Genomic DNA, 25,643 nt, shown 5'->3' on the forward strand with positions numbered 1-25,643 from the left:
CTCTTGCGCTGATCACGGCTTTCGGCCAAAACGCCGGCCATGATCACGATTTCCGACATCTCCGCACGTATTGCCGGCCGACTGCTTCTCGATCACGCCAGCGTTTCGCTGCCAGCCGGCACGAAGGCAGGTCTTGTCGGTCGCAACGGCGCGGGTAAATCCACGCTATTTCGGGTGATTACCGGCGATCTGGCCGCGGAGAGCGGCTCCGTCTCGATCCCGAAGAATACGCGCATCGGACAGGTCGCGCAGGAAGCACCGGGAACGGAAGACGCGCTGATCGAAATCGTGTTGGCCGCGGACAAGGAGCGCTCAGCGCTGCTGGCGGAGGCGGAAAGCGCCACCGATCCCCATCGCATCGCGGAAATCCAGATGCGGCTGGTGGATATCGATGCGCATTCCGCGGAGGCCCGTGCTGCCAGCATTCTGGCGGGCCTCGGCTTCGATCAGGAAGCGCAGTCGCGGTCGGCCTCCTCCTTTTCGGGCGGTTGGCGAATGCGCGTCGCTCTCGCTGCGGTTCTGTTCTCCGAGCCGGACCTGCTGCTTCTCGACGAGCCGACCAACTATCTCGACCTCGAAGGCACCTTGTGGCTTGAGGATTATGTACGTCGCTATCCGCACACGGTCATCGTCATCAGCCACGACCGCGATCTCCTGAACAACGCGGTCAACGCGATCGTTCATCTCGACCAGAAGAAGCTGACCTTCTATCGCGGCGGCTACGACCAGTTCGAGAGGCAGAAGGCCGAAGCGGACGAGTTGCAGACGAAGGCGCGGGTGAAGAACGAGGCAGCCCGCAAACACCTGCAGAGCTTCATCGACCGCTTCAAGGCAAAGGCCTCCAAGGCACGCCAGGCACAGAGCCGCGTCAAGGCACTCGAGCGCATGGGAACGGTAGCCGCCGTCATCGAGGATCACGTCCAGCCGATCACCTTCCCCGAGCCGGAAAAGCAACCTGCCTCCCCCATCGTCGCCATCAGCGGCGGCGCTGTCGGCTACGAACCTGGCAAGCCCATCTTGAAGGGGCTCAATCTGCGGATCGACAATGACGATCGTATCGCGTTGCTCGGCTCCAACGGCAACGGCAAGTCCACTTTCGCCAAATTCATTTCCGGTCGCTTGGCGGCGGAGGCAGGCGAGGTCAAGCTCGCTCCCAACCTCAAGATCGGCTTCTTCGCGCAACACCAGCTCGACGATCTGATCCCGGACCAGTCGCCGGTCGAGCATGTACGTCGCCTGATGTTGGACGCGCCCGAAGCAAAGGTGCGGGCGCGTGTCGCCCAGATGGGCCTCGCGACGGAGAAGATGTCGACTGCGGCAAAGGATCTCTCCGGCGGCGAGAAGGCGCGCCTGCTGATGGGGCTCGCTGCCTTCCACGCGCCCAATCTCCTGATCCTCGACGAACCAACGAACCACCTCGACATCGACAGCCGGCGAGCGCTCATCGAGGCGCTGAACGATTACGAAGGCGCGGTCATTCTGATTTCGCACGATCGCCACCTTATCGAGGCGACTGTCGATCGGTTGTGGCTCGTCAACAAGGGCACGGTCACGACCTTCGAAGGCGATATGGATGAATACCGCGACCTCGTTGTCGCATCTGGCAGGAAGAAGGACGAGAAACCCCAGCTTGCGGAAGAGTCCGCCTCGAAGGCGGACCAGCGCAAGCTGAACGCCGAAAAGCGCGCATCGCTCGCGCCGCTCAAGAAAAAGATCAACGAAATCGAATCCTTAACCGGCAAGCTGGAGAAACAGATTCAGGCGCTTGATGCGGAACTTGCGGATCCCCTGCTCTATGAAAGAGCGCCTGCGAAGGCTGCGGAGAAGGCCAAGCAGCGCGGTGAGGCTGCCGCAAAGCTTGCCGCCGCCGAGGAGCAGTGGCTCGAGCTCTCTTCAGAATACGAAGACGCTATGGCGGGATAGCCACAGCTCTTTGTCAAGGCTCGTCGGACCCCGCACTATTCAGTGCATTGCAAAGCGATCGAAACCGATCGTTAACCATAATCATAAAGGTTGTCTCAACATTCATTACTGATTTGTTGAGCCCTTTCATGCATCGCGTCGCCTTCCTTTCCGGTCTCATCTTGAGCGTGGCCCTCGCCGGCTGCCAATCTGCCAGGCGGACTGCGCCCGATACCACGATCAAAACCTCCTCAATTGTCGCGCCGGAAGGCCAGATCTCGGAAACCGAAGGTAGCCCCCTCCAAATGTCTCGCGATAGTCTCCAGCATCACCTTGCTGGTCGAACACTGACGGTCGCCTCCATCCATGATCTGCGCCTTGAGGACAAGGAAGTCATCCTCAGCTTCGACGACGGCCCGATTCCCGGCCGCACGGACCGTGTCCTTGCGACGCTGGATCAGTTCGGCGTCAAAGGCGCATTCATGATGGTCGGCGAAATGGCGGAGTTACATCCGGAACTCGCCCGCAGGGTCGCTATGGAAGGCAACGCGATCGGCAGCCACACCTACCGACACGAGAACCTGGCGGCGCTGACCTTCGACATGGCGATGAAGGAGATTACCCGGGGCGAAGCCGCTGTCACCAGGGCGACGGGAGTCGAGGTCAACTTCTTCCGCTTTCCATATCTTGCCGACAGCCACCAGCTTCGTGCCGCCGTTGCAATGCGCGATATGGTCGTGATGGATGTCGACGTGGACAGCAAGGATTACTTCAGCACATCGCCTGCCGCCGTGACCAAGCGGACGATGGACCTGCTGCACAAGCGGGGACGCGGCATCATTCTCATGCACGACATCCACAATCGCACGGCGACCATGCTGCCGACACTGCTTTCAAGGCTCGAGGTCGAGGGGTATAAGGTTGTAACGCTGCAATTCAAGAAGCCGACTGCCCCCGCCGAGATGGCGTCTCTTTGATAGACCATCGACGCTTGCCCGCCAGTTTGTTTCTGCTAAAACAGGCGCAAAATAAGTCATACTTTTGAGCGAAACACCGAATGCGAGCCACCAGCATGTCACCTATCAACCTCGCCATCGTCGGCGTCGGCAAGATCGTCCGCGACCAGCACCTTCCTTCGATCGCCAAGAATTCCGACTTCAAGCTCGTAGCCACGGCAAGCCGTCACGGCACCGTCGAGGGCATCGAGAGTTTCACGACGATCGATGCGATGCTCGACGCCGTCCCTGATATCGATGCGGTTTCGCTCTGCATGCCGCCGCAGTATCGCTACGAAGCGGCACATAAGGCACTTTCGGCCGGCAAGCATGTGTTCCTCGAGAAGCCCCCGGGCGCCACCTTGAGCGAAGTGGCCGATCTCGAAAGCCTCGCTGCAAGCAAGGGCGTTTCGCTGTTTGCCAGTTGGCATTCGCGCTATGCGGCTGCTGTCGAGGCCACGAAGTCCTTCCTGGCTTCGACGACCATCAACAAGGTCCACGTCATCTGGAAGGAAGACGTTCGCCACTGGCATCCGAACCAGGAATGGATCTGGCAGGCCGGCGGTCTCGGCGTTTTCGATCCGGGCATCAACGCCCTGTCGATCGTCACTCACATTCTGCCGAAGGCGATCTTCCTGACCGGCGCAACACTTGAATTCCCGGAAAATCGCGACGCGCCGATCGCCGCTGATCTGCATTTCAAGAATGCCGATGGCGTGCCTGTTCATGGCGAATTCGACTGGCGACAGACGGGCAAGCAGAGCTGGGATATCCTTGCGGATACCGCGGCCGGCCACATGGAACTGGCAGAGGGCGGCTCCAAGCTCTCAATCAACGGTGAACTGAAGTTTTCCGCTCCCGAAGAGGAGTATCCGGCGCTCTACCGCCGATTCGCGGAAATCGTCAAAGCCGGCAAGTCGGATGTCGACCTCGCGCCGCTTCGGCACGTCGCCGATGCCTTCATGCTCGGCAAGCGCAAGTTCGTCGAGGCTTTCTACGATTGATTCAAGCACGCCGAACCTCGTGATATTGTGAAGTCTCACGGTCTTCAGGGAGGTTCGGCATGCGAGACGATCCGGCTTACGGCCTTGGCTTGAAGAATTTGACGGTTTCGCTGGCCGAGCCCAATGCCTTTTGGGAGCGAGCCTATGCCAGCGAAGCGCATGCCATCGGCCAAGCACTCGGCGGCGCGGTAATCGAGATTCAACATGTCGGCAGCACAGCCATTCCCGGCATCAAGGCAAAGCCTATCATCGACATCGCTGTAGGTGTTAAGCACCTCGACGACGGTCTGGGCTGCATCGACGCCATGAAAGCAATCGGCTATGACTATGCCGGTAACGACATTGTCCCCAACGACCACATTTTCGGTCGTGGCGTCACGGATGAGAGCCGCACCCATCTGGTCCATGTCGTGGAGCATCGTGGGGATAACTGGAACCGCATGATCGCTTTTCGCGACGCCCTGCGCAGCGATATCCGGCTCGCACGCGCCTACGAGCAGCTCAAGGTTGGGTTGGCTAGCGAGCATGCGGAGAGGCGCGCGGAATATACCAAGGCAAAGCGGGACTTCATTGACAACGTCCTGATGGCTTCCGGCCTACGCTAGTTCAAGCCTTCTTCTCCCATCGACGCTCCGGCGTCTGCTGCCAGTATGTCAGGCTGTGCCCCTCGCCTTTCAGCTTCTTCCACTGCGCGCGGGCAGCCTCAAGCTGCTCCTGGTCATAACCATCGAACATGAAGACAATCCGCTGGTAAGAATCAACAGCAGGCGGCTCTGCGCCATCGACGATAAATCGCACCGTCGCAGCATTGGCGTTTCCTTCGGAGATCGTGAGGAGAACTGGCTGATTTGCCGCCATGTCCCCCTCATCCGTGCCATGCGGCAAGAAACTATCCTCGCGAAATGTCCAGAGATGCTGATCGAGGAAATCGCGCCGCGCAGCATCCTTCAACTGGATGGAGACCCGCCAGCCGCGCTCGACGCTTTTTTCGAGCAGCGGCGGGAGGGCATCTTCCAGCTTCGATTCCGTAAGGTGATAGAACAGGACTTCCGTCATGACTCGTAGTTGGTGCGCACCAGCTCGTCGAGTAGCCGCACGCCGTAGCCGGATCCCCAGGACTGATTGATCTCATCCTGCGGCGAACCCATGGCGGTTCCCGCAATGTCGAGATGCGCCCAGGGCGTGTCTTGCACGAACCGCTTGAGAAAATGGGCCGCGGTGATCGAACCCGCATGTCGACCGCCTGTGTTTTTCATGTCGGCAAACTTGCTGTCGATCATCTTGTCGTATTCTTTGCCGAGCGGCATGCGCCAGAGCTTTTCGCTGGTTTTCAGGCCAGCGGCTGTCAGTTGGGCCGAGAGCTCGTCGTCGTTCGAGAACAGACCGGCATGGACATTGCCGAGTGCAACAAGAATGGCGCCCGTCAATGTCGCCAGGTTGATCACGAACTTCGGCTTGAATCGGTCGTTGCAATACCAGAGGGCATCACAGAGCACGAGCCTGCCCTCCGCATCCGTATTGATCACCTCGATCGTCTGGCCCGACATGGACGTAACGATATCACCGGGACGCTGTGCGTTTCCGTCGGGCATGTTCTCCACCAGGCCGATGATTCCCACCACGTTCACGGCCGCCTTGCGGGCAGCGAGCACGTGCATCAGACCGGTGACGGCTGCGGCACCGCCCATATCGCCCTTCATTTCTTCCATGCCGGCCGCGGGCTTGATCGAGATGCCGCCGGTGTCGAAAACCACGCCCTTGCCGATGAAGGCAATTGGGCTCTCTCCACTCTTGCCGCCCCTCCACTGCATGATTGCCAACCGCGGAGGCCTCACCGACCCCTGCGCAACGCCCAACAGCGCGCCCATGCCAAGCGTCTGCATTTCCTTCTCGGTGAGGATTTCGACCTCGACGCCGAGCTTTTCCAGTTCGCTTGCCTTGGCGGCGAACTCCACCGGCCCCAGGACGTTCGGCGGCTCGTTCACCAGATCGCGAGCCAGGTTGACGCCGGCGGCAACGGCTTCCGAAACCTTGAATGCCTTTGCTGCATCCGCTGCATTTGCCGTAACAATGGTCACGGCGACCTGCCCATTGCGGCCGTTGCTGTCCTCGTCCTTCTTCTTCGTCTTGTAGGTATCGAAACTATAGGCGCGCAAAAGCATGCCAAGCGCAAAGTCCGCAGCCTCTTTCGCGCCAACGCCGACGCCTGGCGCATCGACGAAGATAACCACCTTTTCGGCCTTCTTGATCTTGGAGGCGGCGACGCCACCCGCCTTCAACCAATCGTGAGCAGTGAGTTCCTCCGGCTTGCCGAGGCCAACGACGAAGAGCCGCTCCGCTGCTGAACCTTCCGGTGCAACGAGATCCAATACGGTCGTCGGCTTGGCAGAAAACGCTGCGATCTTTGCGGCCCTGGCGATCACACCGGCGGGATCTGCGATCTTGGCCCCTGCGGCACGATCCGAACCGCTTCCCTGCAGCAGCACCGCATATCCCCCGGCGATCTCGGCGGTTGTCACAAATGAAACATCGAACTTGGCTGACATATCTTCTCCAGTGGGATTTTCCTAAATCCGCTCCATCCGATCATTTCGAGTTTCATCCTCGAAGACAAGCCTTGGCCCGACGACATGGCTGTTGACCAACCCTGACCTCGTTAACCGGATGTCATCTTCGCCGCATATTCCTCCCGTCGTATTGAGTCTACAGGAAACGCAAGATTGCTTACGGCATTTGGACTATTTGGGGGACGCCCCCCTTGGCGTATCGCTGCATCGGATCGCGCCGCGCCCTCCCGTACATTTGCCGGCCTCTTCTGTCTCTGGTGGGGCCTCCTCGCCCTGTTCAATGCCTTTCCCGAGATCGATATCTACGCCGCTGCGCACTTTTTTGTTCAGGAAAGCTGCGCCAACGCTGCCATCGGGAAATTCTGTGGCCATTTCCCCTACCGGCAAGAGACCTATCTCGCGCTCCTGCGAACTCTCTTCCTCCGGCTCCCGTATGCCATCGCTTTGATCATGCTTTGGAAGCTTGCGGCGTGTTATTGGCACTATGGAGCCACCTTCAATGCCGTACGCGCCCGTGCCTTCAAGGTGGCGCTCGCCTCCCTGATCATCGGTCCAGTGATTTTGGTAAACTTCGTCCTCAAGGCATACTGGGGACGGCCACGGCCCTACCAGACAGTGGACTTCGGCGGCCACCTCGACTTCGTACAGGCGGGTTCGATGGCTGGAAAGTGCATGGCGAACTGCTCGTTCATCTCAGGCGAAGCCGCTGGCGCGGGTTGGGTCTTCTGTCTCATTTTCCTGCTCCCGCAGCCGGCGCGTACCGCGCTTGCCCTGCCGCTCGCCGCCATCTCTTTCCTGGCGCCTGCGATGCGCGTTGCTTTCGGCGCGCATTATCTCTCGGACGTAGTCCTCGGATGGCTGTCGTCCGTCGTTATATTTGCAGGTTTTCTTGCACTCACCGATTCGCCACAGGGCAAAAAAAAATCTGAAATTTGAATGAATTTTCGACGCTGCCTTGTCGCAAAAGCGAACCAAAGAGCGTAGATGGATTTCGCTGCGCAGCGGCATCGGTTCGCAAATGGCGTTCAAGGGCATGAATGAAACTGCTTGAAACATATATACTCCGGCGCGTTGGCCAGATGTTTCTCGTTGCCCTGTTGCCGGTGCTCGCGATCATTTGGACGACTCAGGTCCTGCAGCGCGTCAATCTGGTGACTGATAGCGGCCAGTCGATGGGATCGTTTGCCAAGCTGGCGACACTGATCCTCCCTTCGATTATTCCGATCGTGCTACCCTTCGCAATTGTCATCGGCGTCACGCAGACACTGACGACCATGAACAATGATTCGGAACTGACCGTTATCGATGCGGCAGGCGCCAAGCGCGGAATCATCCTGCGACCGATTCTGATTCTTGCAGCGATCATCAGCGCCTTTTCTTTTTTCGTAGACAACGTTGTCGAGCCGAAGGCCAAGACCGGCGTTCGCCAGATGGTGGCCGCCGCCTACGCAGATCTGCTTTCCACGGTGATCGAAGAAAAGAACTTCCGCCGCATCGATACGGGTCTTTACGTGCAGATATCGGAGCGATTGGCCGGACGTGTGCTCAAGGGGCTGTTCGTCGTCGATGAACGCGATCCTGCTTTCGAGCTCATCTACTATGCACGCGAGGGCGCCGTTGACGAGAAGGGTACGTCGCTCATCATGCATGACGGCGAGGTTCACCGCAAAACGCAGACTGGTGAAGTCTCCGTCATTCGTTTCGATTCCTACTCCTTCGACCTTTCCGACCTCACACAGAACCGTGGCCAGGCGACGCTTCGCGCCTCCGACCGCGAGCTGCCGTTCCTGTTCAATCCAGATCCGAACGATAAGGACTACATCGCCAAACCAGGCAGTTACCGAGCCGAATTGCATCGGCGCCTGACGGATTGGGTTCTGCCGATGGTCTTTGCACTGATTTCGCTCGCGATTGCCGGCGATGCGCGTTCCCACCGTGAAGCCCGGCTGCATCCGATGGTGTCTGCACTCGTGTTCGCATTCGCAATTCGCTGGGCCTCGTTTTATGCCGCCAATCAGATCGACACGGATCCTGAGTATATCGGTGTGCTCTATTCGATTCCTGTGATCGCCAGCGTGCTCGCGATCGCGTCTCTGTCGCTTCACAAACGTCTATCGATTGTGTCTACGGTCAGCGACCGGATCGCCGCGCTCTGGCAGAAGCTGTTCAAGCGTTCAGCCGATCCGTCAGCGGGAGGCAGCGCATGATCTTCGGAACGCTCGGTCGCTACTTTTTCCGCCGCTACCTGCTGACGACAATGTGGTTCTTCCTTGGCGTGATCGGCATCGTCTACCTCGTCGATTTCAGCGAGACGGCGGGTCGCCTCTCGGGTCTTCCCGGCTATACCGTGACCGGTGGCCTGGTGATGACCGCCGTGCGCCTGCCGCTCATTTTGCAGCAGACTGTTCCCTTCATTGCCCTCTTCGTCGGCATGACGGTTCTGATTGCCCTCAATAGAAAATACGAACTGGTCGTGACGCGCGCCGCTGGCGTCTCGGTTTGGCAGTTCATGTCGCCTTTCCTTGCTGGCGCCTTTTTGCTCGGCGTTCTGGTTATGACCGTTCTCAATCCGCTGGCTGCGTGGGGGCAACGCCAGGCCGCCATCGTCGAAAGCAACTGGCGCGGAGAAGGCTCGGCTTCGAACACCGCCCCGCAAGTTCCGTGGATTCGCCAGATCAGCGGTGGCGACGATGCCGTCATAGGCGCGCACACGATTCTCGAGAACGGCACGCTGCTAATGGATGCAGTATTCGTGCATTTCGATTCGTCCGATCACATCATCCTGAGACAGGACGCCGCTTCGGCAAAATTGGAAGATGGTTACTGGCTTCTAAAGAATGTTGTGGAGCGTCGCCCGGGCGAAGTCGCCGTGCGCAAGGATGAGGTGCGAGTCCGCACCAATCTGAAACAAGATTTTGTCCAGCAGAGGCTCACAGCCCCTGAAACTGTTGGATTTTTTGACCTTTCGAGGCGAATTGACGCTGCGAAATCCTTCGGGATTCCGAGCAAGGCACTCGAGACCCAATTTCATTCGTTGTTGTCCCAACCGCTGTTGCTCGTGGCCATGACTCTCATTGCTGCAACAGTGTCCCTAAAATTTAGCCGGTTCAACCAATCGAGGTCAGTGATTCTGGGTGGAATCCTTTCAGGCTTCGTGCTTTATGTGGTCACCGTGCTTGTAAAAGCATTCGGAAGCAGTGGGGTTGTCCCGCCTTTCGTGGCGACGTGGATTCCGGTCACCGTTGCCCTGGCTTTGGGTGCAACAATTCTGCTTCATCAGGAGGATGGCTAGTGGCGGCAGGCGACCGCAAGACTTTTAGTAAACAGTTGGTTGCCCTGCTCGTAGGCGCAGCTCTGTCTACCTATTCCAACGGCTTTCCTGCTGCCTTCGCACAGGATGCCCTGCAAGGTATGAAGCCGAACGTTTCGGACGACCAGAAGCTGATTCTGTCTGCAAACGAGCTGGTCTATAACAAGGACTCACAGATCGTTTCGGCCATTGGCGGCGTGCAAATAAATTACGCCGGCTACAAGATGGTGTCGCAGCGCGTCGAGTACAATCAGCAGACCAGACGCCTGATGGCGCTTGGAAACGTTGAACTTGTTGGCCCTGACGGCAATCGAATGTATGCCGACAAACTTGACGTCACCGACGACTTCGGAAACGGCTTCGTAAACGCGCTCAGAATTGAGACCGCCGACAATACGCGCCTGGTAGCCGAAACCGGCGAGCGCGTTGGCGGCACGCAAATGATCCTGAACAAGGGCGTTTATACAGCCTGTTTGCCGTGCGCCGAGAGACCGGAAAAACCTCCGTTCTGGCAGGTCAAGGCCGAACGAGTCATCCAGGACGGCGTCAAGCATACGATTCGCCTCGAAAAGGCGCGCTTTGAGCTCCTCGGACAACCGCTGGCCTACGTTCCGTGGATCGAAGTTCCGGACAATACAGTGAAGCGGAAATCCGGCTTCCTTTTCCCGAGCTACGTAACGGCCCAAAATCTCGGCTTTGGCGTTTCTGTTCCCTATTATTATGTCATCTCGCCGAGCAGCGATGTTACGGTGACTGGCACGGGCTACACTACCCAAGGTTTCCTGCTGGACGCGGAATATCGCCAGCGGTACGAAAACGGCACGCATATTTTGCGGATGGCCGGGATAGATCAGGCGAGCCCGGGGACCTTCACGCCGGGCACCAGTGACGCCGAAAAAGACTTCCGAGGCGTAGTTGCATCTAAGGGGGATTTCCAAATCAACCCGCGCTGGGCGTTCGGTTGGGACGTTATGGTGCAGAGCGACAATAACTTTGCCCGTACCTATAGTCTTAAAGGTCTGGATTACTCGACGAAGACAAACCAGGTTTACCTGACGGGCCTCGGCAAGCGGAATTATTTCGATCTGCGGTCGTTCTATTTCGATGTGCAGAACGCCGATCCGAACGATGTCGCCGAGAAGCAGCAGGCGATCGTCTATCCGGTGATGGACTATCACTTCGTAGCGCCGCAGCCGCTAGCCGGGGGTGAACTCTCCGCCGATGTCAACTTCACGAACCTGTCGCGTTCCCACGACGACTTCTACAGTGTCGCCGGCTTCGACCGATTCCGTGGTCTCGACGGGCAGACGTCGCGCCTGACGGGGGAACTCGAATGGAAGCGGACTTTTGTGACGCCCGAAGGCTTCCTTATCACCCCATTGCTCGCTGCGCGCGGTGACGCCTTGGCGTTGAACATGACAGCACCGCCGACCTCTGGCACGTTTGTCTATGATGGCAACTACGATGACAGCAACGCTGCGACGCGTTCGATGTTTACCGCCGGGCTGGAGATGCGCTACCCGATCCTCGGGACGACAGCAAACAGCACGCACCTCTTCGAACCCATCGTTCAGATCTATGCTCGACCTGACGAACGGCTTGCCGGTGCTCTTCCAAACGAAGACGCACAGAGCTTCGTTTTCGATGCGACCAATCTTTTCGAGCGCGACAAGTTCTCTGGTTACGACCGCATTGAAGGCGGCACGCGCGCCAATGTCGGTTTCCAGTACACCGGCACGTTTGACAACGGCTACAAACTTCACGGGATTTTCGGCCAGTCCTATCAACTCGGCGGTCAAAACTCCTTCGACACTGCCGACCTGGTGAATGTCGGTGCAGAATCCGGTCTGGAAAGCGACGTCTCCGACTTCGTCGGGCTTGGCGGCATCGAGACGCCGCAGGGCCTCGCACTCGCCGCCTCCTATCGGCTTGACGAGAAGAGCCTGGCTTTCCGCCGCGGCGACCTGACAGCAGGTTTCCAGAACGACGATTTCCAAAGCCAGTTGATCTATACGCACGTTTCGGCGCAGCCGGAGTATGGCTTTGCCGAAGACAACGATGAAATCCAGGCGAAGGGTTCTGTTAAATTCAAGGACTATTGGTCGGTATTTGGCGGCATCGCGTGGGATCTTCAGGACAATAGCCTCGTTAGGAAGACATTCGGTCTGACCTACGAGGACGAATGCACGATCTTTACGATCGCCTATAGCGAGAAGCGTGACACCACTGCGGAAACCGCTAGTGACTGGAGCATCGGTGCCAGGTTGACCTTCCGGACGCTCGGCGACATCAACCTTGGCGGTCCCGTAGATACCAGCACGAGCATCTACCAGAATTGATGGGCAGTTCTGCTTACGGCGAAAGAAAGGGCCTTTCTTTCGCCGTAAGACTATGCAGGACATTGTCGCCAGTTGAGATCTAGGGCATATGCTGAATTTTCAGTTTAGAGCGGCACCACCCGTTTGGTCTTGGGAAGGTATGTGCGCCGCAACGTGAACGCGCGGCGTCAATGGGAAGGGTCGATATGATTGGCGCAAGAAAAACCGTAACAACGATGATTGCCGGCGCGGCTTTCGCGATCCTGGCGGCTTTTGCCACGCCTCAGACGGGTTCTGCCTTTGCTGCAAGCGAAGTCCGTGTGGTTGTCAACGGCACCGCAATTACCAGCGGTGATGTCGCCAAGCGCCAGGCCTTCCTTCGGCTCCAGCATCAGAAGGCGGATGCCAAGGCGGCTGAAGAGCAGCTGATCGAGCAAACGCTGAAGCAGCAGGAAATCTCGCGCGTGCGCATGTCGGTTTCAACAGATGACGTCAATGCATCGTTCGTGCGGTTCGCCACCGGCAATAAGCTGACGACTGATCAGATGACGCAGATTCTCGATCGCGCCGGCGTTGGTGTCGACCACTTTAAGGCCTTCATTGCGGTACAGATGAGCTGGCCGCGTCTCGTCAATGCCCGTTACGGCTCAAGCAACCGTATGTCGAACTCCGACCTTGTTGCCCGCATGATGGAGAATAAGCAGAAGCCGGAAACCACCGAGTATATTCTGCAACAGATGATCTTCGTCGTCCCCGCCAGCAAGAAAGGCATCGTCGGCAAGCGCAAGAGCGAAGCCGAAGCATCCCGGTCGAAATATCCAGGTTGCGATCAGGCAAAGGTCTTCGCAGCAACGATGCGGGACGTATCGGTCCGCGACCTCGGTCGCGTTCTTGCCCCTGAACTTCCGGCTGAATGGAAGCCGCTTGTGGAACAGGCCAAGGGCAACACGACGGCGACGCGCGTGACCGACAGGGGCGTCGAATACATCGCAATCTGCAGCCAGCGCCAGGTGTCGGACGACCAGGCTGCGGAAATGGTGTTCCGTCAGGAGGATCTCGACAAGGCGAAGGCAGATAAGAACGCCCCTCCGGACAACCCCAACGCCAAGAAATACATGGACGAGCTGCGCAAAAAAGCGCAGATCATGCGTCCCTGAGCACGATGTCGATCTCATTCTCGCGCCCCCTTGCGCTGAGCCAGGGTGACCCGGCCGGTGTCGGGCCAGACATCACATTATTGGCCTGGATGCGACGCAGGGAGCTTGGGCTCCCTCCATTCGTGTTTATCGGCGATCCCGATGTGTTGGCCTTGCGCGCCAAGCTGCTTGGCGTGACGGTTGCCATTCGCGAGACCGATTGTGCCAATGCCGATGCCATTTTTGCCGATGCCCTCCCCGTGCTGCCCGTAGCTGCAGGCGTCGAGGTCGCGGCAGGCAAGCCCCACGTCGCAACAGCGAAGGCCACGATTTCTGCGATCGAGACTGCCGTCGCGCTGACGATATCGGGCGAGGCGCTTGGCGTCGTCACCAATCCGATTGCGAAGTCGGTGCTCTACGAGTCCGGCTTCCCGTTCCCCGGACACACCGAATTTCTGGCGGATCTCTCCGCACGAGCAACGGGACAGGCGGTGATGCCGGTGATGATGCTCGCCGGTCCGAAGCTCCGCGCCATTCCTGTGACAATCCACATCCCCCTCAAGGACGTGCCTCAGTCTCTGACGGCAGAACTCATCATCGAGACCTGCCGGATCGCTGACGCCGATCTCCGACACCGTTTCGGCATTGAGCAGCCCCGGCTCGCGATTGCCGGACTCAATCCGCATGCTGGTGAAGACGGCACGATCGGCAAGGAAGATGAGGCTGTGATCAGGCCCGCCATCCAATTTCTGCGGTCTGAAGGCATCAATGCGATCGGCCCCCTGCCCGCCGATACCATGTTCCACGACGAAGCTCGGGCGCGGTACGACGTCGCAATCTGCATGTATCACGACCAGGCCCTGATACCCGCAAAGGCGCTTGGTTTCGACGATTCCGTTAACGTGACGCTTGGATTGCCCTTTGTGCGCACCTCGCCCGATCACGGGACCGCGTTCGGCATTGCCGGTAAGGGGCTTGCTCGCGAAGGCAGCCTTGTCGCGGCCCTGAAGCTGGCCGGCCACCTTGGGCGCACCGCAGAAGGGCGCCGTTAATGGCTGCCTTGGATGGGCTTCCGCCCCTTCGCGACGTCATTCAACGTCATGGCCTCGATGCACGTAAGGCGCTCGGCCAGAACTTCTTGCTCGACCTAAATCTGACCCAGAAGGTCGCGCGAACGGCTGGCTCGCTCGAAGGCGTTACCGTCTTTGAAGTTGGCCCCGGTCCGGGTGGCCTGACGCGCGCCATACTGGCACTTGGCGCGAAGAAGGTGATCGCCGTCGAACGCGATTCTCGTTGTCTGCCTGCTCTTGCCGAGATTGCGGACCACTATCCGGGACGGCTCGAGGTCATCGAAGGCGACGCCTTGAAGACTGATTTCGAGACCTTGGCTCCTGAAGGCCCGGTGAAGATCATTGCTAACCTGCCCTATAACGTCGGGACGCAGTTGCTGGTCAATTGGATCTTGCCGAAGCAATGGCCCCCCTTCTGGGAATCGCTGACGCTGATGTTCCAGAAGGAGGTCGGCGAGCGCATCGTGGCAACGGAAGACGGCGACCACTATGGACGGCTGGGTGTACTCTGCGGATGGCGTACGAATGCGCGTATGGCGTTTGACGTCCCACCGCAGGCCTTCACGCCTCCCCCAAAGGTCACGTCGACGGTCGTCCACCTGACGCCGAACGAGAGCCCGATCCCTTGCTCTGTCACCGCCTTGGAGAGGATCACGCACGCTGCCTTCGGCCAGCGCCGCAAAATGCTGCGGCAAAGCCTGAAGCCTCTCGGAGGCGAGGCCTTGTTGAACAACGCTGACATCGACCCGCAGCGACGCGCCGAAACGCTTTCGGTCGTCGAGTTTGTTCGACTGGCGAATTGTCTCTAAGCTGCCTCCGCTTGGAGCGGTAGGCCAGGCCTGCAAGGTATTGGAACGGCCGACACCGGGCTCGCGTTGAGCCCATAACATCACTGGATCGACCTGCTGGCTTAGAGCTTCGGCTCTTCGGTCAGCAGCCCGTTGACGAAATCGAACAAACCGTGGCGCCGGTCTCGGCGGACGCGTTCGGTATTGACGATGCAGCTGACGTTGCGAAACGCCTCGTCAAGATCGTCGTTGACGATGACATAGTCATATTCCCGCCAGCGTTCGATCTCTGCGCGAGAATTTAGAAGGCGCGTGCGAATAACCTCTTCCGAATCTTCAGCGCGACGATGCAGGCGCGACTGCAGTTCGGTCATTGTCGGAGGCAGCACGAAGATCGAGACGATATCGGCCTTCATCTTGTCCTGAAGCTGCAAAGCGCCCTGCCAGTCGATATCGAAGAGCATGTCGCGGCCTTCAGCCATAGCGGCTTCCACCGGCTCCCGCGGCGTGCCGTAGAAATTGCCGTGCACCTCCGCCCACTCGAGCAGATCGCCCGCGTCGCGCATCCTCTCGAACTGGGGCACAGTGATAAAGTGGTAGTGCTTACCGGCGATTTCGCTCGGTCGCTTGGCTCTCGTCGTAACGCTGATAGAGATTTCGAGACTATGGTCGTCCCGGAGGAGGTTGCCGGCAATCGTCGACTTGCCTGCCCCGGACGGCGAAGACAGAACAAGCATCAGCCCGCGCCGGGCGATCTTCGTTGGTGTGCTCGACTGGGCCGGGTTCATAATTCACTCCAGATTCTGGACCTGCTCGCGGAACTGGTCGATGACGACTTTCAGCTCGATGCCGGCGGCCGTGACAGCCGCGGCATTCGACTTGGAGCAGATGGTATTCGATTCTCGGTTAAATTCCTGTGCAAGGAAATCGAGCTTACGCCCGACCGGGCCGCCTTTGCCGAGGAGGTCTCGGGCAGCGACCACATGTGCCTTCAGACGATCGATCTCTTCACGAAGATCGGCTCTCGTGGCGAGCAGCGCCGCTTCGGCGTGCAGCCTCTCGCGATCGAGCTTTGCCGACGCCTCCAGGAGCAGAGACACCTGAGCCGCCAGCCGCTCGGCAATCTCCTTGGGAGAACGGGAGGGGTCACGCTCGATCGTCAGCGTCAGTGCTTCCATCGTCGAAACGTGATCCAGAAGCACGCGCGACAACGCGGCGCCTTCCAGTTCACGCATGTGCCGCAACTCGGCAAGAGCGGCAAGCAACCCTTCGACGACGTCTTTGTCGCGGGCTGCGATGGCCTCGTCGCCATCTTCGGTCTCGCGAAACTCGACAATACCTCTGATGCCCAGCAGTGTATCCAACTGCAGTGGCGTGGGATCGATTATGCCACCAAGCTGGTCGCGCAAGGATAACACAGCCGAAAGTGCTTCCTGGTTCAGCACCGTCTCGACGCGACTTTCGCCGGCAGACACCGACAGCGACGCCTGCATGTTGCCCCGGCTGAAGTGCTCAGCGGCAAGACGACGGACATCATTCTCCATGCGCTCCAGCCCGGGTGGAAGGCGCAATCGCAGATCCAGACCCTTGCCGTTAACCGAACGCAGTTCCCAGGCCCAACGCCAGCGGCCGCTGGTGCCCTCACGCCGCGCAAAACCGGTCATGGACTGCAAAGCCATGCGAGCCTCCAAAATCAGTTGGTCTTCTTTTTCTTTTGGGCAGCAGGCGCAGCAGGCGTTTCCGGCTGCGTCTGGCTCTCCGGCTGTCCGTCGACCGCAATATTGGGGTCTGCTCCCTTCGCAGCTTCCAGTTGGCGCCAGCGCTTGACGTTGGCGTTATGGTCTTCAAGGGTGGCCGCGAAAACATGACCGCCGGAACCATCAGCAACGAAGTAGAGATCCTGCGTCTTCCACGGATTGGCGACAGCCTCCAACGCGTCTCGGCCCGGATTGGCGATTGGCGTCGGCGGAAGGCCCTTGATCACATAGGTGTTGTAGGGCGTTTCCTTCTTGAGGTCCGATTGATAGATCGGACGATCCGCCGGCTTTCCATCGCCGCCAAAGAGCCCGTAGATGATCGTCGGATCGGACTGCAGCCGCATCCCCTTGCCCAGCCTGTTGAGGAAGACGGAGGCAACATGGGCGCGCTCGTCGGGAACACCGGTTTCCTTTTCGACGATCGAAGCAAGGACGACCAGTTCATCCTTTGACTTGAGCTGCAGCGACGGATCGCGCTTGTCCCAAACCTGATCGACAAGCTTCTGCTGGGCCGCCGCCATCTGCTCGATGATCTCTGCCCGCTTCGTTCCACGGGAGAACTTGTAGGTATCGGGACGCAGGCTTCCCTCTGCAGGGACCACGGCCGGCAGGTCGCCTTCCAACACGGCGTCCTCGTTCAGACGATTGAACATCTGGCGGACGGTAAGGCCCTCAGGGAACGCGACAGAGTACAGAATCGACTTACCGGATTTCAGCAATTCCATGATGTCGTTCATGGAAGCATGTGCCTTGATCTCGTATTCACCCGCCTTGAGGCTCTCGCCATCATCCAGATGCGTTGCAGTGAGGTAACGGAAGATACGGGCGTCCGACACGATGTTGTTGCGCTCAAGACTTGCGGCAATCTCGGCCACGCCAGCGCCGTTTCGCACAATGAAATTTGTGTTCGTCTCCAGCGGCCCAGGGTTCTGGTACGTCGAGATCGCGTAGTAGAAAAGGAAGACGGCGGCTGCACAACCGAGAACGACAAGCGTCATCAGGAAATTCAGGAAAATGATAACCTGGCTGCGCGCTTTCTTCGAGCGCTTCGGCGGCTCGGGCACGCGTTCCGGCCGAAGCGCCTCGCTTGGCGACTTGGGAATAATCGGCCCACTCTGGGTCTGCTGGCTCTCTTCGCCGATCGTCCCGTTGTTCTGGTTCGTATCGTTCACCGGCAATCCTCTAAACTTGGCCTCAAGTCCCGCTTCTTGCTAAGCAATGCGGCAAAATGCAGGTGGGGCCACGCCGCGCAAGGTGCAGCCCCACTGCCAGGACGTCAACACCTGAGATCAGGCGACGTAGCGGCGAAGCACCAACGAGGCATTCGTGCCGCCGAATCCGAAAGAATTCGACAGGGCGACGTTGATTTCCCGCTGCCGCGCCGTATGCGGGACGAGGTCGATCGCGGTCTCGCGCTCCGGATTGTCGAGGTTGAGCGTTGGAGGCGCAATATTGTCTCGGATTGCAAGCGTTGCGAAGATCGCCTCGATTGCGCCAGCGGCACCGAGCAGGTGACCTGTTGCAGACTTCGTCGACGACATCGAGATTTTGGAGGCTGCATTGCTAACCAGCCGCTCGACCGCACCGAGCTCGATCGTGTCGGCCATCGTCGATGTGCCATGGGCGTTGATGTAGTCGATATCGGCAGGCGTCAACCCGGCACGCTTCAACGCCATCGTCATGCAGCGTTGCGCACCTTCGCCGTTCTCGGACGGGGCCGTGATGTGATAGGCATCACCCGAGAGACCGTAACCGACCACCTCGGCATAGATCTTGGCGCCGCGCGCCTTGGCGTGTTCCAATTCTTCGAGAACGACAATGCCGGCACCCTCGCCCATGACGAAGCCGTCGCGATCCTTGTCGTAGGGACGCGACGCCTTGGTCGGATCGTCGTTATGCTGCGTCGAGAGCGCCTTGCAGGCGGCAAAACCAGCCAGTGAGATGCGGCTGACCGGGGATTCCGTGCCACCGGCGACCATCACGTCGGCATCGCCGAACGCGATGAGACGGGCGGCATCGCCGATCGCGTGAGCGCCGGTCGAACATGCGGTGACCACCGAGTGGTTCGGACCGCGCAACTTGTGACGGATCGATACCTGGCCGGATACGAGATTGATCAGGCGACCGGGAATGAAGAACGGCGAAATTCGGCGCGGGCCCTTGTCGCGCAGCGTATAGCCAGCTTCGACAATCCCTTCGATGCCGCCGATGCCGGAGCCGATCAGGACACCGGTCGCAACCTGGTCCTCATCGCTCTCGGGGTGCCAGTTCGCATCGTTCAGCGCCATGTCGGCCGCTGCCATGCCGTAGATGATGAAGGGATCGACCTTGCGTTGTTCCTTAGGCTCCATCCAGTCGTCGGCGTTGAAAGTGCCGTCGCTACCGTCGCCAACCGGAATGCGGCAAGCAATCTTCGCAGGAAGGTCGTCGACTTCGAACTCAGTGACCAGACGGGCGCCGTTCTGACCCGCAAGCAAGCGGGACCACGTCACTTCCGTTCCGCATCCCAAAGGCGATACCATGCCGGTACCTGTTATTACGACCCGTCTCATCGACTGCATTCCCCCGCCTTTTTTGTTCTTGGAGAACCATGCCAGAAATAAAAAGGGCGGACTCCGGGTCCGCCCTTTCTCAAATGCTCAGGATTAAGCCTGGGCCTTTTCGATAAACTTCACGGCATCGCCGACCGTCAGGATCGAGTCAGCTGCATCGTCCGGAATCTCAACGCCGAATTCTTCTTCGAACGCCATGACCAGTTCGACAGTATCGAGCGAGTCAGCGCCCAGATCGTCGATAAAGCTGGCGCTTTCGACAACCTTGTCGGCATCCACGCCAAGATGATCAATAACAATTTTCTTTACGCGTTCTGCGATATCGCTCATGTCGGTTTCCTCGACCTTATGTCTGATCAGAATGCCTTGTGACATCCCTACCCTGTTTCAGCCTGCGGCGCCCCTTGAAGCTACCCTCGGCAAACTCTTTGAACCCGGCTACCAGAAATGTCCCAGGCTTGCACAAAAGCCCGCCGGTCCGTCTGCTTTCTCGGGAGACTGTTCACAGTCATGGCCCGCTTAACACGGTTTAAGTCTGCCGCAAAGCCAGAAAATCAACCCCACCGGGTTGGTCAACACGCTATTGCGGCGAAAACCGCCTCGAAAGGCAGTTTACCGTTTCAGATCATGGCCATGCCGCCGTTTACGTGCAGCGTCTGGCCTGTCATATAAGAGGCTTCCGACGAAGCGAGATAGGCGACCGCGGAGGCGACTTCAGCGCCCGTGCCCATGCGCTTCATCGGGATCGCTCCCATGATCGCTTCCTTCTGCTTGTCATTCAGCTTGCCGGTCATGGCGGATTCGATGAAGCCCGGTGCCACGCAGTTGACCGTGACGTTGCGGGTTGCAATCTCCTGAGCAAGCGACTTCGTGAAGCCGATCATGCCCGCCTTGGACGCGCAGTAGTTCGCCTGGCCGGGATTGCCGGTGACGCCGACGACCGACGTGATGTTGATGATGCGGCCATAACGGCGGCGCATCATCGGGTGGGTCAGCTCGCGCGTGAGACGGAACATTGCGGTGAGGTTCACCTCAATGACGTTATCCCAGTCTTCGTCGCTCATGCGGACGAACAGGCCGTCCTTGGTGATGCCGGCATTGTTGACGAGGATGTCGACGCCCTCGAGATCGGCTTCGGCCTTGACGCCGAGCGCCTTGACCTCATCGCGGTCAGCAAGGTTCGCCGGGAAGATCTTGACGCGATCGCCGAGATCGTTGGCCAGCGCCTCGAGCTTCTCGACGCGGGTGCCGTGCAGGCCGACAATCGCGCCCTGCTTGTGGAGGATGCGGGCGATTTCTTCGCCGATACCGCCGGACGCGCCGGTGACCAGAGCCTTGCGGCCGGAAAGATCGAGCATGGAAGTGTTCCTTGTATTCGTTAAATCAATCAGGCCATCAGGGCGGCAACCGCCGCGTCGATATCGGCGGGCGTGTTGACCGCGATGCCATTCACCGTCTTGTCGATGCGGCGCGCAAGGCCGGTCAAAACCTTGCCGGACCCGAGCTCATAAAGTGTTGTTGCGCCATTGGCCGCAAACCATTCGACCGTCTCGCGCCAGCGGACCTGGCCCGTCACCTGCTCCACCAACAGCTTGGCAATCTCGTCGGCGTCGGTCACCGGCGCAGCTCGCACGTTTGCGACAAGAGGCACGACCGGGCTGGACTTCTTCACGCCGGCCAGAGCTTCGCGCATCGCTTCGGCGGCAGGCGCCATCAGCGATGAATGGAAGGGAGCGGAGACCGGGAGCAGGATCGCGCGCTTGGCGCCCTTCTCAGTTGCGATCGTGGCACCCTTTTCGACAGCCGCCTTCTCACCCGAAATGACGATCTGGCCGCCGCCATTATCGTTGGCGATCTGGCAGGAGCCGACGGCAGAGGCTTCCTCGCAGACCGCTACGACGTCAGCATGCTCAAGGCCGATGATGGCAGCCATGGCGCCAACGCCAACCGGAACGGCGGCCTGCATGGCATTGCCGCGGATGCGAAGCAGGCGTGCGGTGTCGGCAAGCGAGAAAGTGCCTGCGGCGCAAAGCGCGGAGTATTCGCCGAGCGAATGGCCGGCGACATAGGAGACCTTCGCCTTCAGGTCGACGCCCTTGGCTTCGAGGACACGGACAACCGCCATCGAGACCGCCATCAGGGCCGGCTGCGCATTCGCCGTCAGCGTCAGCGTGTCTTCCGGTCCGTTGAACATCGTCTCCGACAACTTTTCGCCCAGCGCTTCGTCGACTTCTTGGAAGACGGCGCGTGCCTCAGCGAAGGTTTCGGCGAGTTCTTTGCCCATGCCGACAGTCTGGCTGCCCTGACCCGGAAATGTGAAAGCGATGGTCATCCTACGTCCTTCGTAAATGGACCTCTGGTTATTTCGCCTCCAATTGACATTCTTTCCTGCAGAGTCAAGTGCCGGAGGCCCGCGTTCCAAGGCTTTTGCGGGCGCGAGAAACCTTCGCGATCCCCCTTGCGCTTGCGCAATTCCGGTCTAGATTTGCGCCGCCCTTCCAGACCATTTCTTTTCCAGATCACTTTCAAGGCTTTCAGATGAAATACAGGAAACTTGGCCGCACCGATATTTCCGTGTCCGAAATCTGCCTCGGCACCATGACATGGGGCACCCAAAACACGGAGATCGAGGCACACGAGCAGATGGACTATTCCGTCGAGAAGGGCGTCAACTTCTTCGATACGGCCGAGCTCTATCCGACAACGCCGGTTTCCGCGGAGACCCAGGGCCTGACTGAAGACTATATCGGCACTTGGTTCCAGAAGACGGGCAAGCGCAAGGATATCGTGCTCGCCACGAAGGTCGCCGGACCCGGCCGTTCCTATATCCGCAACGGCGACGGTGCCGACGCGAAAAACATTCGCCTCGCGATCGAGGCAAGCCTGAAGCGCCTGAGGACCGACTATGTCGACCTCTACCAGATTCACTGGCCGAGCCGCGGGCATTTCCATTTCCGTCAGGCTTGGCACTACGACCCCTTCAAGCAGGACCACGCCAAGGCCATCGCCAATATCACCGAGACATTGGAAACAATGGGCGCCCTTGTGAAAGAGGGCAAGGTTCGCGCCTTCGGCCTCTCCAACGAAACGACGTGGGGCACCCAGAAGTACCTGACGCTTGCCGAGCAGCTCGGTCTGCCGCGCGTTGCCACAATCCAGAACGAATATAATCTGTTGTATCGTCATTACGATCTGGATCTGGCGGAGCTGTCTCATCACGAGGATGTCGGTCTGCTCGCCTACTCCCCGCTAGCCGGCGGTATCCTCAGCGGCAAGTATATCGACGGCGCGAAGCCGGAAGGCTCGCGCGGTTCGATCAACGGCGATCTTGGCGGCCGTCTGCAGCCTCTGCAGGAAGCACCAACGAAGGCCTATCTCGACATCGCCACACGTCACGGGCTCGATCCGGCTGCGATGGCGCTCGCCTTCTGCCTACACCGCCGCTTCATGGCATCGGTGATCATCGGCGCGACGACGATGAACCAGCTCGATACTGACCTGAGCTCTGTCAATCTCAAACTGTCGCACGACGTCTTGGCTGAAATCGAGACGGTTCATCGCCAGTACCCGATGCCGATCTAGGCTGCGGTACAAACAGCCACGATCTGGCCAAGGAAGGCCAGATCGTCTCCCGCAAACATCACAACGACAAGTTTCGACAACTTTGCCGATACGGCAATTTCCGCTTCTCCGACTTGTGCAATTCGGCTAGTTTTGTAGGGCTCTGTGCCGAGCGCGGGGGCTTATTCCGTGGAACGGAAGCTCGCAGTCATACTTGCCGGCGATGTCGCCGGCTACAGTCGCCTTGTTGCAACCAACGAGGAGGATGCGCTTGCGACACTCGGCATCTACAACGCCACGATAGGCGACCTCGTGCAGGAGCACGGCGGACGGATTTTCGGCAGCGCCGGAGACAGCGTGGTGGCGGAATTCCACAGCGCGGTGCAGGGCGTACGCGCGGCCGTCGCCATCCAACGCGCCCTTAATCGCCGCAATGCAGACCTGCCGCCTGACCGGCGCATGGAGTTTCGCCTTGGGCTCAATCTCGGCGATGTCGTCGTCTCGGGAGACAATCTGCTCGGCGACGGCGTGAATGTCGCGGCGCGTCTTCAAGAGGTGGCGCTGCCTTCCGGCATCTGTATTTCCGGCGCGCTGCGGCAGCAGATCGAGGGAAAACTCGACTTCCCACTCATTCCGATGGGAGACCGCACTCTCAAGAACATCCCGCGCCCGGTGCCGGTCCACCGGGTACATTGGAGTCGCGAAGACCCTGTGGAAGCGGGAGCGCTCGGCGGGCCACTCAGGCTGCCTGACAAGCCCTCGATCGCCGTATTGCCCTTCGTCAACATGTCGGACGATCCCGAGCAGGAGTTTTTCGCGGATGGCCTCACCGAAGACATCATCACGGCGCTCTCGCTTTACCGCTGGTTTTTCGTCATCGCCCAGAATTCGTCCTTCGCCTACAAGGGGCGCGCGGTCGACGTGAAGCAGATTGGCCGCGATCTCGGAGTCCGCTATCTCGTCGAGGGTAGCGTACGCCGGTCGGGAACGCGGGTTCGCGTCACCGGGCAGCTGATCGAAGCGGAGACCGGCGTTCACCTCTGGGCGCAGCGCTACGACCGCGAAATCGCCGACATTTTCGCCATTCAGGACGAACTCACTCAAAATGTCGTCGGCGCCATCGAGCCGGAAATCCTGATCGGCGAGAGCCGCCGGGCATTGCTCAGAACGACGGACAATCTCGACGCCTACGAGAGCCATATGCGCGGCACTTGGCTGCACAATGCCCAGGATACCGCCGAGCATTTCATCGAATCCATAGCCTGGCATCGGCGAGCCATCGAGCTCGATCCCGAATTCGCGCGTGGCCACATGATGCTCGCTCGATCCCTCTACGCACGCTGCTTCCACGGTTTCAGCGAGGATGTCGACAAGGACAGCACGGAACTTCGGACAGAAGCGGAGCGCGCGGTCGCACTCGATCCGCGCGACCCCTATTCACACTACGCAATGTGTCTTGGCCATTTCGTCGCCCACAATGCGCCTGCCGCAGTAGAAGAGGCGCAGCAGGCGATCGACCTCAACCCCAATTTCGCCCTGGCGCATATGGGTCTTGGATGGGCCAGAATCTTCACGGGCAATTTCGCGGAAGCTTACGATCCTCTCCACATGGCCTTGCGGCTCAGCCCGCATGATCCCCTTGCCTATCTCATCCTCGATCGCCTTGCCCTGTCTCACTATCACCTCGGCAACTACGAGGAAGCGATTCACTATTCCGAACGTGGGTTGTCGCTCAGGCGCGCCTATTTCAACCGCGTCGTGCTTCTCGCAAGCTTGGGGCAGCTCAACCGCCAAGAGGAAGCTCGACGGCTGATACCCGAGATCCTGGCGAATGTTCCTGCCGATCTCGAGCATTACTGGAAGATCCTGACGCCCTACGTCGACCCCAGTCACTACGACCATTTCGTCGACGGGCTGCGCAAAGCGGGACTGCCTTCGCTGAACTCGCAGCGAGAACATTGCTGACGCTCTTGCGTTTCCGCCAAAAATCCGTATAAGCCGCCCTGTTCGCAAACCCGGTCTTCTGGCTGGTGGCTGAACGGAGGGCCGGTTTCCCACGGGAAATCGTTCGGAACGGAAGCGTTCCAGCCTCCCGTGTCTCCGCTCTCGACCGTCTCGGAACGCTTTTCTTGCCTGGGTTCGCCCAATCAGGAGCAGTCGTTGAGGCTTAGCCGCCGAATATCGGGTTGAATAAACGCAAGAAAGGCAAAGCTGTCATGGCTCTTTATGAACATGTATTCCTTGCCCGACAGGATATTTCCGCTCAGCAGGTTGATGCCCTCGTAGAACAGTACAAGGGTGTCCTCGAAGCTAACGGCGGCAAGGTCGGGCGCGTAGAAAACTGGGGCCTCAAGTCCCTCACCTACCGCATCAAGAAGAACCGCAAGGCTCACTACGTTCTCGTCGACATCGACGCGCCGGCTGCTGCCGTGCAGGAAATGGAACGTCAGATGCGCATCAGCGAAGACGTCCTGCGCTACATGACGATCGCTGTTGAAAAGCACGAAGACGGCCCGTCTGCCATGATGCAGAAGCGCGACCGCGACGACCGCGGCCCGCGTGAAGGCGGCGACCGTGGCCCGCGCCGCGAATTCGGCGATCGTCCACCGCGTCGTGACGGCGACTTCCAGCGTGGCCCGCGTCCCGATCGCGCTCCGCGCGAAGACCGTGCATAAGGAGAACT

Annotated in this window: 23 protein-coding genes; 14 read left to right on the forward strand and 9 right to left on the reverse strand. The window is 59.3% G+C overall.

Going from position 1 to position 25,643, the window contains the following annotated elements; all coding sequences use genetic code 11:
- Positions 1–39: 39 nt before the first annotated feature.
- The 4 genes from FHT76_RS09350 (at position 40) to FHT76_RS09365 (ending at position 4,506) form a co-directional block, all read left to right on the forward strand.
- A complete protein-coding gene (locus FHT76_RS09350) occupies positions 40–1,923 on the forward strand; it encodes an ABC-F family ATP-binding cassette domain-containing protein (protein WP_183859380.1) in 1,884 nt (627 codons plus the stop codon).
- Positions 1,924–2,051: 128 nt separating this feature from the next.
- Positions 2,052–2,879, forward strand: a complete 828-nt coding sequence (locus FHT76_RS09355; protein WP_183859382.1) for a polysaccharide deacetylase family protein — start codon at positions 2,052–2,054, stop codon at positions 2,877–2,879.
- Positions 2,880–2,974: 95 nt separating this feature from the next.
- Positions 2,975–3,901: a Gfo/Idh/MocA family protein gene (locus FHT76_RS09360; RefSeq protein WP_183859384.1), complete on the forward strand. Its 927-nt coding sequence runs from the start codon at positions 2,975–2,977 to the stop codon at positions 3,899–3,901.
- A gap of 59 nt (positions 3,902–3,960) precedes the next feature.
- Positions 3,961–4,506, forward strand: coding sequence for a GrpB family protein (locus tag FHT76_RS09365; RefSeq protein WP_183859386.1), 546 nt, complete (start codon positions 3,961–3,963; stop codon positions 4,504–4,506).
- Position 4,507: 1 nt separating this feature from the next.
- On the opposite strand, the gene FHT76_RS09370 is transcribed toward FHT76_RS09365, so the two are convergent.
- Both FHT76_RS09370 and FHT76_RS09375 read right to left on the reverse strand, forming a co-directional pair.
- Positions 4,508–4,957, reverse strand: a complete 450-nt coding sequence (locus FHT76_RS09370) for a DNA polymerase III subunit chi (RefSeq protein ID WP_183751541.1) — start codon at positions 4,955–4,957, stop codon at positions 4,508–4,510.
- Positions 4,954–6,447 carry a leucyl aminopeptidase gene (locus FHT76_RS09375; RefSeq protein WP_259129333.1) on the reverse strand — a complete coding sequence of 498 codons (1,494 nt, stop codon included), beginning with the start codon at positions 6,445–6,447 and terminating at the stop codon, positions 4,954–4,956. Before FHT76_RS09375 ends, FHT76_RS09370 begins: the two co-directional genes overlap by 4 nt.
- Before the next feature lie 219 nt (positions 6,448–6,666).
- On the opposite strand from FHT76_RS09375, the gene FHT76_RS09380 reads away from it, so the two are divergent.
- From FHT76_RS09380 to rsmA, 7 genes are all read left to right on the forward strand, one after another.
- Positions 6,667–7,404, forward strand: a complete 738-nt coding sequence (locus FHT76_RS09380; RefSeq protein ID WP_183860710.1) for a phosphatase PAP2 family protein — start codon at positions 6,667–6,669, stop codon at positions 7,402–7,404.
- Between the two features lie 101 nt (positions 7,405–7,505).
- Positions 7,506–8,675 (forward strand): LPS export ABC transporter permease LptF, encoded by a 1,170-nt coding sequence (gene lptF, locus FHT76_RS09385; RefSeq protein ID WP_183859390.1) that lies wholly within the window; start codon positions 7,506–7,508, stop codon positions 8,673–8,675.
- Positions 8,672–9,760: an LPS export ABC transporter permease LptG gene (lptG, locus tag FHT76_RS09390; protein WP_016553446.1), complete on the forward strand. Its 1,089-nt coding sequence runs from the start codon at positions 8,672–8,674 to the stop codon at positions 9,758–9,760. The genes lptF and lptG overlap by 4 nt, the downstream gene beginning before the upstream one ends.
- The gene (locus FHT76_RS09395) at positions 9,760–12,117 is read left to right on the forward strand and encodes an LPS-assembly protein LptD (RefSeq protein WP_183859392.1); all 2,358 of its coding nucleotides are present in this window, start codon (positions 9,760–9,762) and stop codon (positions 12,115–12,117) included. The genes lptG and FHT76_RS09395 overlap by 1 nt, the downstream gene beginning before the upstream one ends.
- A gap of 185 nt (positions 12,118–12,302) precedes the next feature.
- Entirely contained in the window at positions 12,303–13,253 is a 951-nt protein-coding gene (locus FHT76_RS09400) for a peptidylprolyl isomerase (RefSeq protein ID WP_259129323.1), read from the forward strand.
- Positions 13,254–13,258: 5 nt separating this feature from the next.
- Positions 13,259–14,284, forward strand: coding sequence for a 4-hydroxythreonine-4-phosphate dehydrogenase PdxA (gene pdxA, locus FHT76_RS09405; protein WP_183859396.1), 1,026 nt, complete (start codon positions 13,259–13,261; stop codon positions 14,282–14,284).
- Positions 14,284–15,111: a 16S rRNA (adenine(1518)-N(6)/adenine(1519)-N(6))-dimethyltransferase RsmA gene (gene rsmA, locus FHT76_RS09410; protein ID WP_183859398.1), complete on the forward strand. Its 828-nt coding sequence runs from the start codon at positions 14,284–14,286 to the stop codon at positions 15,109–15,111. The genes pdxA and rsmA overlap by 1 nt, the downstream gene beginning before the upstream one ends.
- A gap of 101 nt (positions 15,112–15,212) precedes the next feature.
- Here the strand turns inward: rsmA and gmk are convergent, their stop codons facing one another.
- From gmk to fabD, 7 genes are all read right to left on the reverse strand, one after another.
- Positions 15,213–15,878 carry a guanylate kinase gene (gene gmk / locus FHT76_RS09415; RefSeq protein ID WP_259185571.1) on the reverse strand — a complete coding sequence of 222 codons (666 nt, stop codon included), beginning with the start codon at positions 15,876–15,878 and terminating at the stop codon, positions 15,213–15,215.
- 3 nt (positions 15,879–15,881) lie between these two features.
- Positions 15,882–16,769, reverse strand: coding sequence for a YicC/YloC family endoribonuclease (locus tag FHT76_RS09420; RefSeq protein ID WP_183859400.1), 888 nt, complete (start codon positions 16,767–16,769; stop codon positions 15,882–15,884).
- Positions 16,770–16,783: 14 nt separating this feature from the next.
- Positions 16,784–18,025 carry an endolytic transglycosylase MltG gene (gene mltG / locus FHT76_RS09425; protein WP_210296582.1) on the reverse strand — a complete coding sequence of 414 codons (1,242 nt, stop codon included), beginning with the start codon at positions 18,023–18,025 and terminating at the stop codon, positions 16,784–16,786.
- A gap of 111 nt (positions 18,026–18,136) precedes the next feature.
- Entirely contained in the window at positions 18,137–19,399 is a 1,263-nt protein-coding gene (fabF, locus tag FHT76_RS09430; protein WP_183751556.1) for a beta-ketoacyl-ACP synthase II, read from the reverse strand.
- A gap of 93 nt (positions 19,400–19,492) precedes the next feature.
- Positions 19,493–19,729: an acyl carrier protein gene (locus FHT76_RS09435; RefSeq protein ID WP_003547058.1), complete on the reverse strand. Its 237-nt coding sequence runs from the start codon at positions 19,727–19,729 to the stop codon at positions 19,493–19,495.
- 290 nt (positions 19,730–20,019) lie between these two features.
- Positions 20,020–20,757: a 3-oxoacyl-[acyl-carrier-protein] reductase gene (fabG, locus tag FHT76_RS09440; protein WP_183751558.1), complete on the reverse strand. Its 738-nt coding sequence runs from the start codon at positions 20,755–20,757 to the stop codon at positions 20,020–20,022.
- A gap of 29 nt (positions 20,758–20,786) precedes the next feature.
- Positions 20,787–21,731: an ACP S-malonyltransferase gene (gene fabD / locus FHT76_RS09445; RefSeq protein WP_183859402.1), complete on the reverse strand. Its 945-nt coding sequence runs from the start codon at positions 21,729–21,731 to the stop codon at positions 20,787–20,789.
- Positions 21,732–21,937: 206 nt separating this feature from the next.
- On the opposite strand from fabD, the gene FHT76_RS09450 reads away from it, so the two are divergent.
- From FHT76_RS09450 to rpsF, 3 genes are all read left to right on the forward strand, one after another.
- Complete coding sequence (locus FHT76_RS09450; protein ID WP_183859404.1) at positions 21,938–22,981, forward strand: aldo/keto reductase; 1,044 nt, start codon at positions 21,938–21,940, stop codon at positions 22,979–22,981.
- A gap of 168 nt (positions 22,982–23,149) precedes the next feature.
- Positions 23,150–24,925, forward strand: coding sequence for an adenylate/guanylate cyclase domain-containing protein (locus FHT76_RS09455; protein WP_183751566.1), 1,776 nt, complete (start codon positions 23,150–23,152; stop codon positions 24,923–24,925).
- 251 nt (positions 24,926–25,176) lie between these two features.
- A complete protein-coding gene (gene rpsF / locus FHT76_RS09460; RefSeq protein ID WP_183751568.1) occupies positions 25,177–25,635 on the forward strand; it encodes a 30S ribosomal protein S6 in 459 nt (152 codons plus the stop codon).
- Positions 25,636–25,643: the final 8 nt, after the last annotated feature.

Source organism: Rhizobium sp. BK176 (assembly GCF_024808055.1).